Source organism: Comamonas sp. MYb21 (genome assembly GCF_037479395.1).
Lineage (GTDB): Bacteria > Pseudomonadota > Gammaproteobacteria > Burkholderiales > Burkholderiaceae_C > Comamonas.
In genome coordinates, this window is record NZ_JBBGZC010000019.1 from 41,871 (window position 1) to 58,097 (window position 16,227).

Here is a 16,227-nt window from a genome sequence, read left to right on the forward strand (position 1 = left end):
TGGTGGCGTTGTGGCGTAGTGGGTGCGCTTACAGACCGGTGGCCACGCGCTGGGCAAAGTCGCCCCAATACTTGTCGGTGTGGCGCTGGGTAAAGCCCAAGTCCTCCAGCGGCGGGATAGGCGTGTAGTCGTAGTCAATGATCAGCTTGCCCACCTTCAAAGTCTCGGTGGTGTTGACCTCCATATCGAGCCACGCAGATCCGCCCAGGATGTAGCCCATGCTCTTGAGGCTGCGCAGTCGGCTGTTGATGCCTTCGAGAATGTCTTTGGCCAAGCTCGGGTGCATGGGCTTGTCCACCGCCCAGAAGTGGCCCTCGGCCATGGTGTCGGCCAGCACATGCGCGGTACGCACAGCGCTTTCAAAGGTGAACTCGGGTTCAATCGAGCAGGTACGGCTACCCCACAGGCGGTAGCCATCCTGCGCGATCCAGGTGGTCACCTTGCCTTCGTTGAGCAGGTCGGTATCGGTGGCCGTGCTTTGCAGATCAAAGAAAACAGCATGCTCCAGGCCAGCGATGCCGTTGAGCGGCACATTAGAAACGGTTTTTTGCCAGCCTTGCTCGGTGTCGATCTTGGCGCGGGCGCCCATCGCAAAGGCCACGGCAGGCACCACCACATTGGCTTTGGCAGCAGTATTCCAGCGCATCACGTTGGGCCAGATCAGCATGGTTTCGCGCTTGCCGAAGCCCTCCGCGTAGGCAATGGCCTCGCTCACATCCTCGCAGCCATCGCAATACACATAGGCCATGGCGCGAAGCTTTTCAGCGGCTGCGGTTAGCGCCTCGGCTACAGGCTTGGTGTCCAGGCCCGGGGCACCCAGGATGCGGGGCTTTACCTTCAGCTGCGATTGCGCATCGAGCAGCGCTTGGATGCCGGTGCGCTTGCCGCCGATGTAGTCGCCCACCACCTTGCTGGTCTGGTCGGCGGCCTTTTCTTCTTCGGTATCGCCCTCGCCCTCTGCCACGCGCACCACGATGATGATGGGGCGCACTTGGTCAGCGATGATGGCCAGCGCCTGGGACAAGGTGCCAGTGCTGCCCGCTGCTGCCTGGGCCTTGCTGATGCTGCTGAACAGCACGGGCTTGTCCAGCGGGAAAACTGCCGGGTCTGCATCGGGGCCGGTGGCCACCAAGCCAATGACCGCGGTCGATGGAATGCGCAGCTCAGCGGTGCCGCCCGAGACTTCGACAACGCGCACGCCGTGGTGGTAATTGGCCAGGTTTCCTGTTGCCATATTCGGATACTCCAAAGGGTGGATGGGTGCGCAAGCCGGTGCATGGGCGCGCTTGATTTCTCTGTAGCCGTCAGTGTCTGCCGCGCGCGCGTGAAACTCCAGCAGCGGGCGCTGTGGCTGCGCCAGGCACAAAAAAACCCGCCTGGGCGGGTTGTGTGTATGGGGTGGGAAGCGCGCCTAAATCTCGGCGGCCACCACGCGCAGGCCAGCAAAGCGCATGTGCTTTTCAGGGGGCAAGCTGCTGTTGATCATTTCCGACGTCACGATCCAAATGCGGGGCTCGGTCATCGTGATGGTGAACGTGGCGCGGCCCGCTTCAAAAAGCACCCGTTTGGGGTACACACGGCCATCCACGCTGGTAATGGGCAAATCAAATGCTTCGTTCACCGGGTAGAGCTGGCCGCCCACCTCCATGCGCACGGTGATTGCCAGCACGGCGCCCACTACGGTGCGCACCTCCGCGAAGTTATCCGCAATGATCGTGTGCGGGTTGCTGCCAGCATCGGCGGTGATGTTCTCCACCACGATGGCGGGGCGCTGGTCGGCCTGGGCCACCACCAGCATCCACTTGCTACCCGTCCACTTTTGGCCCAGGCGGGATTCGTTTGCCTCCAAAAGGACGGCGTTGGCTGGTTGCGGGGTGAGCGCTGGACTGTACAGGCCCTCTACGTCACAAATACCTGCAGTATTTATAAAAGCATATTTCTGCATCAGTTGCTTTCAACAACAACAAAGAAAACGTTTTGTCCCGAGCCAGGATTACCCATGAACGCTTCGACCCGTACAACGTTGGCGCTAATTAATCGATAGACAGCCTGATAGTTGGAACCACCGTATGTTGCACGCCCCTGGATAACGAAAGCCTTCGCTGGATTCACAGGTGAAATGGTCACATCGCACCACCCTGAGCTGCCCAACCCACCATTACCTAAATTGAACGCGGCAGTAACTGCGATGTTCTGCACGCTCTTTATGGCCACAGCATTGATGCCGCCAACAGCCGCTGAAACGTGCGCCTTGACGTTATCCCGCGCTGCGTTGGTCGTTGCGTTGACGTTATCCCGCGCGTTGGTAACGTCCGTTCGGATGGCATTGGCCGTCCCCTGTACCCCTGCGATGTTGGTAATTGCCGCGCCCAGGCTGGTGGCAAGTTCTCCCAGCTTTGCAAGGGCTTGAACCAATAAAGAAGTGCTCATGCTGCCTCCTCTGTTGCGGCAGTGCTTTCCAGCCGCCCATTGTTGTAGGTCATGGTCTCGGTGCGCTTGCGCCCGTCGTAGGTGGTAACCACGGTTTTGACGTTCCCGGCCGCGTCGTAGCTGATGGTGGTGACCGCTTGTTTTGCGTCCAGCATCTCGGTGACCACAGAAACGCGCCCGCTTGGGTCATAGGCGATGCTGGTGGTGCTTGGGCCATTGGCCGGCCCCAGCTTCATATCGGCCCGCGCCAGGGTGATGCTGACGCCGGATTTGCCATTTACAGACTGCACGCGCGCGGCACCCATTTCATTGATGGCCAGCTGGAGCGCATCAAGCGCCCCGTCTACCTCCTGCGCTCCGGCCTTGTTGTCGATCAGTTCGCGCAGCCCGTTAAGCGCGTTGTCTACGGCGCGGCCCAGCGCCCGCAAGCGCTCCACATCCACCGACAGCGGGTTGCCCGCATAGGGCAGCTCCAGCCCGAAAAAATCTGTAGTGTCTTCTTGGAATTCCATGACTCCCCCTTACAGAATCACAGCGCGCAGATTGCGCACACGGGGCCGGGCACTGGTCGTGCCAGACAGGCGAAGGCGCAAGCGCAGGGACGCGCCGCCTAGGGCAGTCTTCTTGTGCGTCATCTCCACCGTGCCAGCCGTTTGCGGGCTGCTGCTGTCAAAGGGCACCTGCACCCAGGTGGCGCCGTTGTCCTGGCTGTAGTCCACCAGCACGCCCGAGCCGCCCGGCAGGTCAGCTTCATAGATCACAGTGACTGCAGAGCCACCGTCCAACGAGATGGCCGGCGTAACGTAGGTGCCCGTGGTCAAAAGGCTCCCCATCACCAGCACAGTGCCTTCCTCCAGCACGGGTGCCAGGCCAGTTTCTGCGCGGCGTAGAGTGGCCTCAACCTGCACGCTACCGGTATGGGGGGCAGCAAGCTGGATCGGCTGGGCCACATCCACACCGTGGGTATTCAAGAGCTTGCCGGCCGCATCGAGCAGCTTCAATTGGTAGCTGACCCGCGCTTCTGGCGCAGGCTGAATCGCCCCCGCGTTCACCGTCAAATTGGTGGCGTTCACCACATCCTGCTTGCCGATAACGAAGGTCTGCGCGGTTTGCTTGTACTGCACGGCCAGCAGCTCAAAGCGCAAAAAGCGGTTGGGGTATTTGGTCGTCACCCCTGATTCGCTGGTGTGCAGCAAGGCGCCGATTTCAGCCGGTGGCTGGGTGACATAGCCACCTCCCAGATTTACGTCGCCCACCTGGGCCACATAGGGCGCGGTGTCGGTATCGGCTGCGCTGATGGTCAGCGCGTAGCGGGCGCCTGCCTGCAGCAGAACCGGCGCGGGCCAGGTCACCAGCGTGGCGGCATTGATGTTGATCTGGGCCGCATCCAATCGCAGCGAAGCCAACTCAGTTTTTGGCAGGCCGTCTTCATCGGCAGGGCCAATGCTCACCAACACCGCCCCGCCCTTTTTGGCAAAGAACAGATTGGCGCCCGAATACTGCTCGGTGCTTGGCTGGGTGATGATTTGAGTAAGTGCGTTATACGACATAGTTCACCGTTCCATAGCCCATGGCCGCTGTGATAAAGCTGGCCCGATAGAGGTAACTGACCTTTAGCTGGATGGTGGCTGACCCGGTAAAGCTGGCCATGCCAAACGATCCGTTCTCGCCATCAATCCGCACGCTTTTGGTGCCCACATTGATCCCTGGCGGCACTTTGAAAGTGCCCTGCACCACACCTTGCGCATTCGCAATCGGCGTCTGGCCCATGGCGTTTTTGAGTGCCACTGGCTTACCGTCAAAGGTGCAGGACTTGACCGGCTCCAGCGCATCAAAGCCCGCTACCGTCATCGACACATCGATTTCGCGCAGGTAGATGCCGCTGGTGTCCACCAGGGACGGATCTACGATCTTGTCAAAGCCCTGCTGCACCAACTCGGCCACGCTGGGCCGCTTCTCGTAATAGGTGGACTCCGAGTAAAAGAACTCAGGAATGCTGCGCGGATACTGCATCGTGCTGGCCACGGCCCAGCGGTCGATGGGCGGGGCCAGCGTGACGGTGGCCGGCAGTTGGCCCGGCGCGATGCTGGGATTGATGGCCATGGAGCGGCTGTAGGCCGACTGGCGCACGCCCACCACAGTGTCAAAGTCCATGGAGTAGCTGCTCTTGCCGTCATCGAGCAGGTACGCGCCGAAGTCTTCAAACAGCTGCAGCGCACCGCCGCTGATGTGGGCGGTCTGCTCCAGCCCTTGGTCGCGCATGCTGTCATCGAGCATGGGGTCAGCAAAATAGCCTTTTTTCAAACCGCTGTAGCGCCCGTTCACATCGGTGGCTAGGCGCAGCTCTGCCAGGTCGAATTCAATGGCATCAATGCGCCGGCCCTGGGCCATTTGCGCATCCACCGTAACGATGCGCGCGCCATCCTGGCTAAGGCGGCGCGTACCGCTCACCCAGCTTTGATAGATGCTGGCCAGCAGCAGCTGGCCTTCTGGCACATCGGGTGCAACGGGCTGCCAGGTGGCTGGCACCCCCTTGATGATGTTGAACACGCCGTTTTCGTCCATAACCAGGCGGTCATAGCGGCGCATGGCGAATTCATAGTTGACGCGGTGCACCGTGCCGTTGATGGGGTTGGCAATCTGGAAGGTGGTGGGCGTCTGATTCAGTGCTGGCTCGGTGCTGATGAACTCAAATTCAACCTCGTACAGGTTGCCCGTAGGCGGCTCAGCGCCCGAAGGGCTCCAATCGATCTGGCCCGCCGTCAGCTTGTAATCGATATCGAACTTGTAAACCGTGGCGCCCAGCTTCACGCTGTTGACCTTGACCACGCTGTTTTCATTCAACGGGTCGGCGCCGCCCACAATCGGGCCACGGTTTACCTGCTGCACCTTTTTGCGCTGTACCTCCACCGTAGCAGGCTGCAGCACAGGGGAGCGGTCAAAGGCAATCGTCTGCAGCTCCTCGCCGCTGGCGGCGTGGGGCTCGTTCTGCACCAGCTGGGTGTTGGGCACAGCGGTATACACCACGGTGCGGTCGCTTGGGCGATTCACCGACAGGCCGCCCACATGCGCCACGCCCGCCTTGACGTTGTAGACCTGATTACCCTCAGCATCATCGTCTTGCATGTAAACCATCATGCCGCTCACCACGTAGGTGCCGGTGCCCGTGCTGGCCTTGTCATAGTCGCGGATGGCCAGGGTAATGGGGTTGTTCGCGCTCAGCGCTTCGCGTGGCTTGACCACCCCGTCTTCAATCGTCCAGACCGGGAAAAAATCACCATCCTGGCCACTGCCGGCCAGGCCCCAGCGGGCAGTCTGTTTGATCCGGTCGGCGCCCGCTTCGTTTTGGCCTTCGCCCTCAGTCGCCGGGTTGTAGAGGCGCGGATCATCCACCGCTGTCATCGTCTCCGTCTTGCGGAAGGTGCCTACGTATTGCAAGCCCACCAGCGGCACGGCAATGGCGGCGGCAGGCACATCGAGCATGCGGCCTGCGATGTAGATGCGGCCCGCCTCCAAGCTAGCAATGCCGGTGACAGCATCCATAGAGCAGCGCGCACCTGGGCCGATGATGTCCCCATCGGCATACATGCTGTCGGACAGTTTGCGCAGCTCATGCTGCTGAATGGCTTGGTCATCATTCAGCTCACGGGATTGCAAAATGCGGTCAGCGTGGTATTCCACGCTCACAAAGCCGTCAGCCGGATCAAAGGTTTTGTAAATGGTCATTGCAAGGCCTTTGGATTACAGGGGCAGCACCGCTTCTTCGTAGGCCTTTTGGCCCTCGCGCGTTGCTTTGCTGCGGTAGGTCAGGTGGTAGATAAAGCCAGCGTCCTGCACCTGCTCGGGTTTCAGGTAGCGCTGACCCGCTGGCACGCCAGCCTTGGCCACGGTGCCAAAGAACAGGCCGCATTCGCGGATCTCTTCGTTCAGGGCGTCATCGGTGGAAAACTCGGCGCGCAGGTACAGGTAAGGCGTGGGGTCGGCGCTGAACTTGTAAAACTGCTTGTCGTCCATCTCCACATCAAAGTCCACCTCGGTGGCGGGCACCACATAGCGCACGATGGTGGCCAGGCGCCGGCCCACCTCGGCCAGCAAGGTGGTGCGATTGCTGGGCACGGCGGGCGGCACCGGCCAAGCGCCATCGCCCCGGCCCCACGCAAAGTGGGCGGTCATGGCGGCCAGGGACTTGGCCAGTGCGATGCGGCCAGCGTCTTGCAGGACAGCGACTGTCATGGTGTGTTTTCCTCGGTGAATTTGGTTGCGATTTCAGACTCTTGCCAGGCGTGGCCATCCCAATAACCCGTCCAAGTGCGGGCACTGACGGTGCGTGGTACCACGGCGCAATAGGTTTCGGCCCGCATCTGCTGGGGTTGCGCGTTGCGGGCAGCGGCGGTAATTGCATAGGCCGGGCCAAAGCCTGTTTTTGGAAGCAGCCGGACATAGGCCGGCGTGTTTGGGGCTTCCACGATGGTGGGTATCAGGCGCGGCGCCTTGCGCAAGCGGCTGTCGAGCCGCCAAGAGTCCAGGCGAAGCACATCCCTTCGGCGGGTTCGCAGGCTCCAGCCAATGGTGCACAGCGCACGCACCTGGCCGTTCTTGGGGCGCTGCCCCACGGCGTTGAAATACTGGCCCTGGCTGCCCAAGACAATCTCGCCGCCCAGATCGATGGGCACACCGCTGTCGCTGTCGAGCATGCCGCTGTCCAGGCGCGGGCGATTGTCCAGCCGGATGCGGCGCAGGTCATAGCGGTGGAACAGGCGGTAAAACTTCACATGCAGCGGGATGCTGGCCCGCACCATGTAGGCGATGTGCTGCATATCGGCAATGGAGACTTCGCGGCCCGGGCTGATGTGCAGGCGCGCGCCGTCTTCTTCAATCCGCACGCCGGAGTAGCCCAGCCAGCCCATGGCCCGCTTGACGGCGGCAGCGCTGCCACGCTCACGCAGCCAGGGCAGGCCCTTGGCCAGCAGCTCGCGCGGGTCGGAAAAGTAGCGGTCAAACTGACCCAGCTGCCATTGCGCCGCCACCCAGGGCAGCAGCGCATCAGGATCGGCGGCGGGCTCGGCTTGGTCGGCCAGGCTGCCCCAATCTGCAGGCAGGTTGCCATCAATAGCCCGCTCCAGCAGGCTGGCGTTTGGTGGCAGCACGCTGCGGTGCCGCTGGACGACTTTGGGGCCGGCCATGGTTATGCCACTCCCATATCCACGAGCAGCACCTGGCCCAGGGTCGGGAAATAGCCCACGGGAATGACGGTTACCTCGGCAGGCGCGGTGCTGTCTGGATATTCAACCCGCGCCACGCCATCCACATGCAGCAGCGTGGTGATGTAGCTGCGCGCCACGGTGGTGCCCAGGTCGGCCATGTTGGCAAAGGCATCCTGCAGCCGGGTCTGCAGCAGTTGCTGCAGGTTGGCCGGGGCATTGCGGGTGCGGTAGATGTTGGCGGTGATGTTGACGGCCTTTGGCTGGGCCACGGCCACCGTGATGGGCACACCCAGCATGCGCCCGCTGTCGCTGTTAAGCACAGCAGTGACAGCCGCCAGCGTGGCAGCGGCCTGCGCCTGGTCTTGGCACCACAGCTGCAGCAGCACCTTGCCAGCCAGCGGGCTGTTGGCCATGGCGGCGCGAACGTTCAGGCTGGCGGTCATCGCCTGAAACTCGTAGTACTCCCGCGTGCCCTGGCTGGCCAGCGCCGCAATGCGCAGCTGCACACGGGTGCGCAGCCGGGCGTCTGCCTCGCCATCCATGCGCGTGACGCCCACCAGGGCCGCGATGTGGTCGAGGTCGGCGCCCCTGGCAAAGGCCAGCAGGTGGGCACGGGCGGCATCGTTGACGCGCGCACGGTAGGCCATTTCTCGCATGGCAAAGGATTCCAGCAGCTTGGTCAGCGGCTCGCTCTCCAGGGCCAGCACATCGTCTACAGCGGGCAGGTGCGGGCGCAGCAGGTTGGCCAGGTCGGCTTTGCTGGTGGCCAGAATCGTTTCGTAGTTGAGGGCTTCAACTACGGCGGGCGCGGGCAGCGTGGCGAGATCGATCATGCGGACGCCCCCCAGGCAATGGGCACCGACAGGCGCAGCGGCTGGCTTGCGCCAAAGTCGCTGTTGTAGGCGCCCAAAATTTGATACTCGGCATAGCCGGGGCGGCTTGGGTCACGCAGGCTTTTGATCTGCTTGACCTCAATGCGCGGCTCCCATCGCATCAGCGCCGATTGGATGGCAGAGAAAACGCGGGTCTGCGCAAGCAGGTTGTCGGGCTGGTCGACCAGCGCCTGCAGCAGGCTGCCATAGTCGCGGCGCATCACCCGGCTGCCAATGGGCGTGGTCAGGATGTCCATCACCGATTGGCGCAGGTGGCTGATGGCATCCATGCGGGTGCCGGTCTGGGCGTTCATCATGCTGGCACCGGCCCTTCCGTCAATGCTTGGCCCTTTTGGACGCCCTTGTGCGGGTGGTTCACCAGGCTGATGCCCTGGGCGATCACATCGACGTTGGCAGTGATCTTGTCAGGGCCAATGCTGAGCGTGGCGCCACCGGCCTGCAAGGTAATGTTGCCCTGCCCGATGGTGATGCTGCTGTCCTCTGCCACTTCAAAGCGCACGCGCTTGTCCATGTGCAACAGGTGTTCGCCCTTGGCGGTTTCGCTGTAGTCCTGTTTGCTGAACTGGGTGCGGCAGGTGTCAGCCTGCTTGCTGGGCGCGGCCATGCGGTCGCTGTACACGCCCAGCAGCACGCAGCCCTGGCCCATGTCGCCGCCCGTGGCCAGCACCATGCACTGCTCGCCCTTGACAGGCGGCCACCACTGGCTGCCCTTCTCGCCTGCGGCACGGCCCGTAAACCATGGCAGCCAATCGGTTTCGTTGTCGCCGGTCTTGACGCGGCAGCGCGCGGCGCCCAGGTCAACAGCCGCAATCGTGCCCAGGCGCGCCACGTTGGCGAGTTGGCGGGCAAGCTCTAGCGGGTTGGTGTCTGGGCTGGTGTTTGGGGGCATGCGGCCAGTGTCGGCCGCGCGCGCGCGGAAGGCCAGCAGCGGGCGCTGTGGCTGCGCCTCGCACATTTTTTGCAGCGGGTGGCCGCTACTTGCTCAGGTAGTCCAGCAGGTATTCGCGCAGCCAATCGGTGTCATCTTTGCTGATGCCGATCAGCTCGCGGGCTGGGTAGTCGTAGCTTGGGCCGCCAGGGTTCACCAGATCGGTTTCGCCGTAGTGATGCACGCGGGCAATGCGCTGGGCGCGGCCCACGAACTCCACCACCGCCGCGTTGCCGCCCTCGCTGCGCGCCCTGATGTTGCGCTGCATGCGCAGCTTGGCAAACATGGGCTTGCGCTGCTGGGCCTGTTGGCGCACCTGGGCGCGCTTGCTGCGCAATGCGCCGCTGGGGGCCTTGCGCGGTGTCCAGGCGTTGCCATCGGGGTCAGTCTGGGCGCGCATGCGCTGGGTGTTGGCCGTGCGCAGCTTGCGCGCAATGTCCACCGCCAGGCGCCGGCGTGCGGTGCCGTCGAGCTTGGCCAGCAGGTGGCCGGCCCAGTCTTCAATGGCGCGAAAGTCTGCCATGGGCTACAGCACAAACCGCGCTTCTTCGGGCGGGGCGGGAATGTCCCATTCGGCCAGCAGCTGGTCTTTAAGCCACAGCTCCCAATGCTCGGGCAGGCGGTTGGTGCCCACCACCTGGGGCTCGGCGGGGTGGTCGCAAATCAGGCGCGTGGGGTGGATGGGGTCGGCGGTGACAATCACGCGCTCGGTGACGGGCACACGAATGCCGATATCGGCGCCGGCAGTGTTGAGCGGCTCCACCTGGAACTGCAGGCCGGCGGCCTGGCTGGTGGGGTTGAGCAGCAGCTCGGGCTGGTGGACGCGCAGCCAGGCGATCAGCGGCACAAACAGTGCATCGGTGTGCCCGGTGAAGTCCAGCACCGTAACTTCAATGGTGTAGGCGTACTCAAACGATAGGCTCTTAGCCATCGTCGTCACGGCCTGGCCCGAGCTGGCCAGGACTATGAGGTTTTCAGGGTTGGCCTTGAGGTCAGGGACTGCGGCCTCAATGAGATTGCGCAGGCTTTGCAGCTTCCACATGCTATTCGTCCTTAGGTGGGCCGGCGTTGATCATGTCCGCTACCGTTTGGTAGGCTCTTTCGCAGGCCAGGCCTCGGACTCGGCACTGGTCAGCTTGGCCCGCGTAGATTCCCGCTCGTTCATCAAGTCTTGCGTGCAGGTCGGCAAGCACTCCGATGGCGGCGGCAGTTGCTTGGCGCTCGCCGTCAGTGCTGGCACGCCTGGCCACACCTTGCCAATAACCGATGCTGTCGGTGTAGGTTCGCTGGTCGCGCAAGCGGCTAGTGCGCTCGCGGCCAGCAAGATCAGACAGCGCCTCAATCTTTGCATTGGTTTCCCCTTCTTGCGTTTGAATCTGTTGCGCAAGCGCGCGGCCCGCAGTGTCCACGGCTGCGCGGTAGCGGTCGAGCGCTTCATAGGCCTTGGCATTGGCCTGCGCGATGCCGGTCAGCGTGTCGGCGTGCTGCAGCCGCAGCTTGCTGATGCGGTTTTGCTGCACCAGGCCCACCACCAGGACCAGCACTACCAGCCCGGCCACGATGGCCGCCATGGATAGATCCAGCATTCCGCGTTGTTGCTTCATAGCTTGAGGTCTTTCAGGCACATGGCCATTTCTCGATCACGGCGCAAGGCAAGGCCGCGCAGCTTGCGCCCCTTTGCCATTGCCCAGTTCGACAGTTGGCGGCAGGCCGCCGCCACATCGCCGCCGCGCAGCAGGAGCAGCATGGTGCTGTGGTTGCCGCTTTTCAGGTACACAAAGCCATCCTTTACGCCTGGCGCACCGGGGCCGTTGTTGTAGATGAATGAGAGGAACGCGGCTACGCTGGTGGCCGGCATGCTGTCGCGCACCTCAGCGGGCACCCAGCGCTCAAAGATCTGCCAGGCCTCCTGTATCCCCTGCAGGGTGAGTGCATCGCATTCGGCATTCGTGGCCACATCGCCCAGCTTTACGCCGCGCGTCCAGCCCTCGCAAATGGTGGGGATGGCCACCGGGTCGAGATAGGCAGGCAGCACCCGGCCCTCGTCCACCGGCAAGGTGGTGAGCAGGATGGCCGCAACGGCGCCCGCCACGGCGGTGGCACCCTTGGCAATGATGGTGCCCTTGGGCACGTATGGCAGGGGTCTAGTCATCGGCCAGCCCTCCGAAGTCGGTAACTGGCAGATCGGTCTGCTTGCTGCGCGTGGGCGGCGGGCTGACGATCACCGATGCATCAGGGCTGGGCACGCCGTTCAGCTGCTTGTTGTAAAGCTGGATTTTCAGCTTGTGGATTTCCTCGGCGCGGCGGTTCTCGTCGGCGGCTTGCTTGCGGTCATCGTCGCGCCGGCGCTTTTGAAAGTAGTACTGCACGGCCAGGCCTGCAATGCCGATGCAGGCGCCGATGATCCCAAACACCCATTCGCTGCTAAGCAGGCCCCAGCCCACCAGCGCGCCGCCGCTGGTCAGCGCGGTTTTTCCGCCCGCCGATGCAATGGCCGCATCGCGTGCGGCTTCTTCGATGTTCATTTCTTAGGCCCCTTCCAGCTCCATGCAGTCCATGTGCAGGTAGCAAAGCGGTCGATGGTGTTGGCGTTCAGGACTTCAAATCCATAGTTTTCGGTCTTGGTGCCGCCCCACAGCTTGCTGGTGCGCACCAGCTGCCAGACGCCACCGGCGCAGGCCACGCGGATGCCCATCACCTGGCGGCCGATTTCGGGGTTGCCCCATTCGCCATCCAGCACGGGCAGGCCATCGCTGTAGGCGATGCTCTCCAGCGGCCTGCCCCACTTCTTGGCCAGCCAGGCGCAGCGGTTGCGGATGCCGTTGAAGCTCCAGCGCGGCAGAAAACTGCGCGGGCTGTGGGGCGGCCAGTAGCTCAGGTGCGTGCCATCCTCGCGCACGATGTCTTCGTCTGGGGCAGGCATACGCACATGCCGCCCGTCAATCAGTGCCCAATCAGTGCGGTCGCCGTTCAGGCTGATGTTGTTGTCGTACCAGCGCAGCCAGCGGGGCAATTGCTCAGCCTTGCGGGGCAGCAGCGCGGCGATAAACAGCCACACGATGGGCGCGGTGAGGCCCAGCCAAAAGCGGATCAATGCAGGCTTGCGCGCGCTTTGCAGGCTGGCCAGGGCCTGGGCGTGCAGCTCAGCGGGCACACCGGCTTCGGTCAAATAGGTTTGCAGCTTGTTCATCGTGGTTTCAGTCCCAAAGGTTGATGCGGTCTTGCACGGGCTGCGGGGCCTTGACCAGGCGCACGGGCATGCCCATGGGGATATCCATGGCCACCTTGGCCAGCCCTGGGTTGGCGGCAAGCGTGGCCTCTACGTGGCCCGCTGTGCTGCCCAGGTGGCGATTTACCAGGGCATCGAGCACATCGTTTTGCAGCGCCCGCACGGTGATGGTGTTTTGCGCGCCGGTCATAGCAGCTCGGCAATCACGCGGGGCAAGCCCTGCAGGTCGGCAATGGCGTGGCGGGTGCGGGTGTCGAGGCTGTCTTGCCGGATCTCCAGCGCGCTGCGCACCCGGCTTTCCTTGCCCGCGCCGTCTGGCAGGGTGTCAATGTCGCGGTAGGCGCTGGCCAGCTGCGACTGCACATGCGACTGAATCGCCCTCAGGTAGTGCTTTAGCTTCACGCTGTGGCCGCCCAGCTTGGTGGCGGGCACATCGGCCAGGCTGGCGTAGCCCAGCTCTAGCTGCGCGGCCCGCCAGTCGGCCAGCTCTCTGTTGACACTGAGCATGGCGTCTTCAACGGCCAGCAGCAGGCGGGCCGGCGTCACGGTGCCATCGAGCCGGGCGTCTTCGCGCAGCTTCTCGCACTCCACATCGGGCCACCAGCCGTCATTGGCCACCGATGGCTCGGCGCCCTTGATAGGCGGGTTGGCGACAGCGACAAAGGGCGAATTCACGGTCTCAGGCTTTCAGGGTTAAGAGGTGTGGCGGTGGCCCAGGGCATCAGGCGGTGGCAAATCAATGCTGCCTTTGCCCTGGGGCCGCCACGGTCGCGGGGTGCGAACGGTATGGCGGTTGGGGCGCTACTTTTTAAGGCGCGCTTCCAATCGCTCAATGTCTTTTTTGACGCCTGCACGCAATGGATCAAGCTCCATGGCGCGTTGCAGGTACGGGAGGGCCGCGCCGCACACCTGCAGCGTGCGGCCCTTGGCATCCATGGCAATGTCCTGGCTGTTGGTCTTGCCCAGCAGCGCCCAGCCTGCGGCCTTGTTCAGCTTGGCCTTGATCTGGTCGTGCATGTCGGTTTCGGCGGTCAGCTCCAGCACGCGCTGGGTGACTGCAACGGCATCGGCACCAGCAAGACGGCCAGCCAGTACGGCTTCGGCGATTTCCTCGGCCACTACGCTGGCCATGTCGCGGTTGTAGTTGTCGGGCGGGTTGATGCCGCTGGCCAGAGCGTATTCGGCCAGGAGCATGGCGCGCGAATAGTCGCCCGCGTCAATGGCCCAGATCAGGATGGTGGCCACCACTTCGTCTTGCGTGCCTGGCTTGGTGTCAAACACCCCGGCCAGGTAGGCGTCATATTCGGGCAGCATGGCGCGCTTGGCTTCGGCCTTGCGCTCATTGCTCTTGAGGTCTTTCAGCGCAATGCGGTGTTGGTGCAACTGGACAAGCTGCAGTTCGTAGGCGGTGCCGATGGTCTGGCCGTAGGCGTCGGCGGCACTGCCAGCGCTGGCCGCCAGGGCAGCCATGGTGCGCATGTAGTGCGCTTGGGCTGGTGTCTGTCGCATGTGGATGTTCCCCGCTTGGTGTTGGTGGGCACCGGCCCGCTAAAGAGCGGCCTATTTTTTTAGCCGCCGATGGCAGGCCGGTGCGCTGGGCTTAGGCCAGTTCGATGTTTTCGACCAGGCAGGCCTTTTCCAGGTTCTCGATCACGAATGCGTCGTTGGACGATTCAAACGTGGCGATGCGGTCTTTCTCGGGCTGGTCTTTGACCATGCGCCGGCGTGCGCTGGCCTGGTAGTAGATCGACAGGTTGTCCAGGCTGGTGATCAGCACGGCCTTGGGCGGGAAGTAAGGCACGGTGACAGCCTGCAGGCCGCCCAGGCGCTTTTGGCTGACCACCAGGCTGCCGGCCAGCATCTCGGTGGGGGCGTTCTGGCCGTCAACGATGGGAAACAGCTTGTCATGCATCAGGTCGCGGCCCACGATGGCCACCAGATCGGCGTTTTCCGAGAACATGGCGCCGATCAGCGAATGGCGAGCGTCGTACACCAGCCCGTCCAGGCTTGCATAGTCGGCGTCGGCCAGCTTCTTGCCAGCGGCATCGACCCCCACCTTGACCGTGCCCGCCGTCTGGCCGCCCGTCATCACACCGGCTGGGCGGTTCTCGCGCAGGTCTTGCAGCCAGCCCTTGTTAACGTCCTGCAGCAGCGGGTTGGCCACGCGGTTGGTGGTCGCCGCCGCGCTGGTGCCGTTGAATCCGATCATGATGCGGTCGAGCGCACACTGCTGGATGATGGCGCCCGAAAGCAGCTTTTGGAAGTTCGGGAACTTGGCCCACATGTCCAGCTTGGCGTAGCGGATAGCGGTGTCGTAGTTGGTCTGCACAGCCAGGTACTTGTGGCTGTTCATGTCCGACACATCGGTAGGCTTGCGCTCATCGTTGCCGCTGGTGTCGGTGCGGCTCGCAATGGGGCCATTCACGCCCAGGCCCAGGCGCTCGCCCATCATTTCATCCACGGGGGCGATGTTGATCTTGCCCAGGAACGAGCTGGACTCTTGAATGCGCTGCTCCAATGTTTGCTGCACGCTGGGCGCGATGGCGAACTTGACGGCGGCGTTTGCCACGTTGGACAGCGCGGCTTGCTGTGCCACGTAGGCGGTGAATTTCAGGCGGGTTTCGTTGCGCATGATTGCGTCCCTATAAAAACTGGTGTCGGTTGTTGGTGAGAGCGTCTATTGAGCGGCTGTAACTTGCTTAGCAGTCGGCCAGCTCTGAGGCATCCTTGCCGGTGGCAGGTGGGCGCTGTCCGCTGTGGTTCTCGGTGCCTTCGAGCTTGGTTTTCAGGGTGGCGAAGTCCTTTTTGAGGTCTGCCAGCTCGGTGCCTTGTTTGCTGAACTTTTCGTCAAGGTCAGCCTGCACCTTGGCGCCATGCTCAATGGCCTCTTGCGCAGCGGTCATCACCTCCAGCACCTGGCCGCTCATGGCGTTGTGCTTGGCATCGGATTTCTTGCTGTTGTCCGAAAACTTAGCCAGCAAGCTCTTGAATTTCGCGCTCAAGCCGTCACCCTTGCCGTCGTCGACCGCTGGCTTGTCGTCGCTGGGTTCGTCTTCGCCTTCGATCTGGAGCTTGGCTTCTTCGTTTGCCGTGAAGAAAAGCGCTCCGCCTCCCTTGTCATTGCGGCTGAACTTCAAGGCCTGCGTGCCCACGCTGGAGGGGGAATCAGTGACACCCAGACCCGTGAGATAGGCTTTGCCCGTCTGCGCAAAGTTCGGCCGCACTTCAATGCTCGGATAGATCTTCTGGCCGCGCTTGTTCATGTCCACCAGCGCAGGCAGTGCCTCTACCGTTGCGAACAGTTCCAGGCGGCCATTGTTGGTTTGCAGCTCCACGCTCTGCACATCGCCCAGGGCATTGAATGCGCTGGTGTCGGTAGAGCCACGCTCATGTTCCATCCAGACACGGGCGCCATACATAAGGTCGCGGTTGTAGGTTTCAGCGATGTCATGCAGCCATTCGGGCTTGATGACGCGGCCATCGACGGTTGGGCCAGCGGTGGCCACGCGGAATTTGGCTGTTTTCATGGTGCGGCTGATAAGC

General features: G+C 62.9%; 22 protein-coding genes. All 22 read right to left on the reverse strand.

Going from position 1 to position 16,227, the window contains the following annotated elements:
• Positions 1 to 28: 28 nt before the first annotated feature.
• On the reverse strand, positions 29 to 1,234 hold the full coding sequence (locus WH367_RS22880; protein ID WP_339537817.1) for a phage tail sheath subtilisin-like domain-containing protein: 1,206 nt from the start codon (positions 1,232 to 1,234) through the stop codon (positions 29 to 31).
• A 177-nt stretch (positions 1,235 to 1,411) separates the two neighbouring features.
• A complete protein-coding gene (locus tag WH367_RS22885; protein ID WP_339537818.1) occupies positions 1,412 to 1,849 on the reverse strand; it encodes a hypothetical protein in 438 nt (145 codons plus the stop codon).
• A 95-nt stretch (positions 1,850 to 1,944) separates the two neighbouring features.
• Positions 1,945 to 2,430: a hypothetical protein gene (locus tag WH367_RS22890; RefSeq protein ID WP_339537819.1), complete on the reverse strand. Its 486-nt coding sequence runs from the start codon at positions 2,428 to 2,430 to the stop codon at positions 1,945 to 1,947.
• The gene (locus WH367_RS22895; RefSeq protein WP_339537820.1) at positions 2,427 to 2,942 is read right to left on the reverse strand and encodes a hypothetical protein; all 516 of its coding nucleotides are present in this window, start codon (positions 2,940 to 2,942) and stop codon (positions 2,427 to 2,429) included. Before WH367_RS22895 ends, WH367_RS22890 begins: the two co-directional genes overlap by 4 nt.
• Positions 2,943 to 2,951: 9 nt before the next feature.
• A complete protein-coding gene (locus WH367_RS22900; protein WP_339537821.1) occupies positions 2,952 to 3,980 on the reverse strand; it encodes a virulence-associated protein in 1,029 nt (342 codons plus the stop codon).
• Positions 3,970 to 6,156 (reverse strand): DUF4815 domain-containing protein, encoded by a 2,187-nt coding sequence (locus tag WH367_RS22905; RefSeq protein ID WP_339537822.1) that lies wholly within the window; start codon positions 6,154 to 6,156, stop codon positions 3,970 to 3,972. The genes WH367_RS22900 and WH367_RS22905 overlap by 11 nt, the downstream gene beginning before the upstream one ends.
• Positions 6,157 to 6,171: 15 nt before the next feature.
• On the reverse strand, positions 6,172 to 6,663 hold the full coding sequence (locus WH367_RS22910) for a hypothetical protein (protein ID WP_339537823.1): 492 nt from the start codon (positions 6,661 to 6,663) through the stop codon (positions 6,172 to 6,174).
• Complete coding sequence (locus WH367_RS22915) at positions 6,660 to 7,613, reverse strand: phage tail protein (protein ID WP_339537824.1); 954 nt, start codon at positions 7,611 to 7,613, stop codon at positions 6,660 to 6,662. Before WH367_RS22915 ends, WH367_RS22910 begins: the two co-directional genes overlap by 4 nt.
• 2 nt (positions 7,614 to 7,615) lie before the next feature.
• Positions 7,616 to 8,467 carry a baseplate J/gp47 family protein gene (locus WH367_RS22920; protein ID WP_339537825.1) on the reverse strand — a complete coding sequence of 284 codons (852 nt, stop codon included), beginning with the start codon at positions 8,465 to 8,467 and terminating at the stop codon, positions 7,616 to 7,618.
• Entirely contained in the window at positions 8,464 to 8,823 is a 360-nt protein-coding gene (locus WH367_RS22925) for a GPW/gp25 family protein (RefSeq protein ID WP_339537826.1), read from the reverse strand. Before WH367_RS22925 ends, WH367_RS22920 begins: the two co-directional genes overlap by 4 nt.
• The gene (locus WH367_RS22930) at positions 8,820 to 9,416 is read right to left on the reverse strand and encodes a phage baseplate assembly protein V (protein WP_339537827.1); all 597 of its coding nucleotides are present in this window, start codon (positions 9,414 to 9,416) and stop codon (positions 8,820 to 8,822) included. Before WH367_RS22930 ends, WH367_RS22925 begins: the two co-directional genes overlap by 4 nt.
• A gap of 85 nt (positions 9,417 to 9,501) precedes the next feature.
• Positions 9,502 to 9,978: a phage virion morphogenesis protein gene (locus tag WH367_RS22935; RefSeq protein WP_339537828.1), complete on the reverse strand. Its 477-nt coding sequence runs from the start codon at positions 9,976 to 9,978 to the stop codon at positions 9,502 to 9,504.
• A 3-nt stretch (positions 9,979 to 9,981) separates the two neighbouring features.
• Positions 9,982 to 10,497 carry a phage tail protein gene (locus WH367_RS22940; protein WP_339537829.1) on the reverse strand — a complete coding sequence of 172 codons (516 nt, stop codon included), beginning with the start codon at positions 10,495 to 10,497 and terminating at the stop codon, positions 9,982 to 9,984.
• Between the two features lies 1 nt (position 10,498).
• The gene (locus tag WH367_RS22945) at positions 10,499 to 11,059 is read right to left on the reverse strand and encodes a DUF2514 family protein (RefSeq protein ID WP_339537830.1); all 561 of its coding nucleotides are present in this window, start codon (positions 11,057 to 11,059) and stop codon (positions 10,499 to 10,501) included.
• A complete protein-coding gene (locus WH367_RS22950; RefSeq protein WP_339537831.1) occupies positions 11,056 to 11,607 on the reverse strand; it encodes a lysozyme in 552 nt (183 codons plus the stop codon). Before WH367_RS22950 ends, WH367_RS22945 begins: the two co-directional genes overlap by 4 nt.
• Positions 11,600 to 11,980, reverse strand: a complete 381-nt coding sequence (locus tag WH367_RS22955; RefSeq protein WP_339537832.1) for a holin — start codon at positions 11,978 to 11,980, stop codon at positions 11,600 to 11,602. Before WH367_RS22955 ends, WH367_RS22950 begins: the two co-directional genes overlap by 8 nt.
• Positions 11,977 to 12,645, reverse strand: a complete 669-nt coding sequence (locus WH367_RS22960) for a hypothetical protein (protein ID WP_339537833.1) — start codon at positions 12,643 to 12,645, stop codon at positions 11,977 to 11,979. The genes WH367_RS22955 and WH367_RS22960 overlap by 4 nt, the downstream gene beginning before the upstream one ends.
• A 7-nt stretch (positions 12,646 to 12,652) precedes the next feature.
• On the reverse strand, positions 12,653 to 12,874 hold the full coding sequence (locus tag WH367_RS22965; RefSeq protein WP_445228150.1) for a tail protein X: 222 nt from the start codon (positions 12,872 to 12,874) through the stop codon (positions 12,653 to 12,655).
• Positions 12,871 to 13,359 carry a head completion/stabilization protein gene (locus WH367_RS22970; RefSeq protein WP_339537834.1) on the reverse strand — a complete coding sequence of 163 codons (489 nt, stop codon included), beginning with the start codon at positions 13,357 to 13,359 and terminating at the stop codon, positions 12,871 to 12,873. Before WH367_RS22970 ends, WH367_RS22965 begins: the two co-directional genes overlap by 4 nt.
• A 126-nt stretch (positions 13,360 to 13,485) precedes the next feature.
• A complete protein-coding gene (gene gpM / locus WH367_RS22975; protein WP_339537835.1) occupies positions 13,486 to 14,163 on the reverse strand; it encodes a phage terminase small subunit in 678 nt (225 codons plus the stop codon).
• A 121-nt stretch (positions 14,164 to 14,284) separates the two neighbouring features.
• Positions 14,285 to 15,316 carry a phage major capsid protein, P2 family gene (locus WH367_RS22980; protein WP_339537836.1) on the reverse strand — a complete coding sequence of 344 codons (1,032 nt, stop codon included), beginning with the start codon at positions 15,314 to 15,316 and terminating at the stop codon, positions 14,285 to 14,287.
• A 67-nt stretch (positions 15,317 to 15,383) separates the two neighbouring features.
• The gene (locus WH367_RS22985) at positions 15,384 to 16,211 is read right to left on the reverse strand and encodes a GPO family capsid scaffolding protein (RefSeq protein WP_339537837.1); all 828 of its coding nucleotides are present in this window, start codon (positions 16,209 to 16,211) and stop codon (positions 15,384 to 15,386) included.
• Between the last annotated feature and the right edge of the window lie 16 nt (positions 16,212 to 16,227).

Bases quoted from the DNA above. Each gene is read 5' to 3' on its own strand.
- WH367_RS22945 (WP_339537830.1), bottom strand. From the start codon at position 11,059: ATGAAGCAACAACGCGGAATGCTGGATCTATCCATGGCGGCCATCGTG.
- WH367_RS22905 (WP_339537822.1), bottom strand. From the start codon at position 6,156: ATGACCATTTACAAAACCTTTGATCCGGCTGACGGCTTTGTGAGCGTG.
- WH367_RS22910 (WP_339537823.1), bottom strand. From the start codon at position 6,663: ATGACAGTCGCTGTCCTGCAAGACGCTGGCCGCATCGCACTGGCCAAG.
- WH367_RS22890 (WP_339537819.1), bottom strand. From the start codon at position 2,430: ATGAGCACTTCTTTATTGGTTCAAGCCCTTGCAAAGCTGGGAGAACTT.
- WH367_RS22930 (WP_339537827.1), bottom strand. From the start codon at position 9,416: ATGCCCCCAAACACCAGCCCAGACACCAACCCGCTAGAGCTTGCCCGC.
- WH367_RS22925 (WP_339537826.1), bottom strand. From the start codon at position 8,823: ATGATGAACGCCCAGACCGGCACCCGCATGGATGCCATCAGCCACCTG.
- WH367_RS22900 (WP_339537821.1), bottom strand. From the start codon at position 3,980: ATGTCGTATAACGCACTTACTCAAATCATCACCCAGCCAAGCACCGAG.
- WH367_RS22950 (WP_339537831.1), bottom strand. From the start codon at position 11,607: ATGACTAGACCCCTGCCATACGTGCCCAAGGGCACCATCATTGCCAAG.
- gpM (WP_339537835.1), bottom strand. From the start codon at position 14,163: ATGCGCACCATGGCTGCCCTGGCGGCCAGCGCTGGCAGTGCCGCCGAC.
- WH367_RS22935 (WP_339537828.1), bottom strand. From the start codon at position 9,978: ATGGCAGACTTTCGCGCCATTGAAGACTGGGCCGGCCACCTGCTGGCC.
- WH367_RS22895 (WP_339537820.1), bottom strand. From the start codon at position 2,942: ATGGAATTCCAAGAAGACACTACAGATTTTTTCGGGCTGGAGCTGCCC.
- WH367_RS22880 (WP_339537817.1), bottom strand. From the start codon at position 1,234: ATGGCAACAGGAAACCTGGCCAATTACCACCACGGCGTGCGCGTTGTC.
- WH367_RS22985 (WP_339537837.1), bottom strand. From the start codon at position 16,211: ATGAAAACAGCCAAATTCCGCGTGGCCACCGCTGGCCCAACCGTCGAT.
- WH367_RS22980 (WP_339537836.1), bottom strand. From the start codon at position 15,316: ATGCGCAACGAAACCCGCCTGAAATTCACCGCCTACGTGGCACAGCAA.
- WH367_RS22920 (WP_339537825.1), bottom strand. From the start codon at position 8,467: ATGATCGATCTCGCCACGCTGCCCGCGCCCGCCGTAGTTGAAGCCCTC.
- WH367_RS22955 (WP_339537832.1), bottom strand. From the start codon at position 11,980: ATGAACATCGAAGAAGCCGCACGCGATGCGGCCATTGCATCGGCGGGC.
- WH367_RS22965 (WP_445228150.1), bottom strand. From the start codon at position 12,874: ATGACCGGCGCGCAAAACACCATCACCGTGCGGGCGCTGCAAAACGAT.
- WH367_RS22915 (WP_339537824.1), bottom strand. From the start codon at position 7,613: ATGGCCGGCCCCAAAGTCGTCCAGCGGCACCGCAGCGTGCTGCCACCA.
- WH367_RS22940 (WP_339537829.1), bottom strand. From the start codon at position 10,497: ATGTGGAAGCTGCAAAGCCTGCGCAATCTCATTGAGGCCGCAGTCCCT.
- WH367_RS22960 (WP_339537833.1), bottom strand. From the start codon at position 12,645: ATGAACAAGCTGCAAACCTATTTGACCGAAGCCGGTGTGCCCGCTGAG.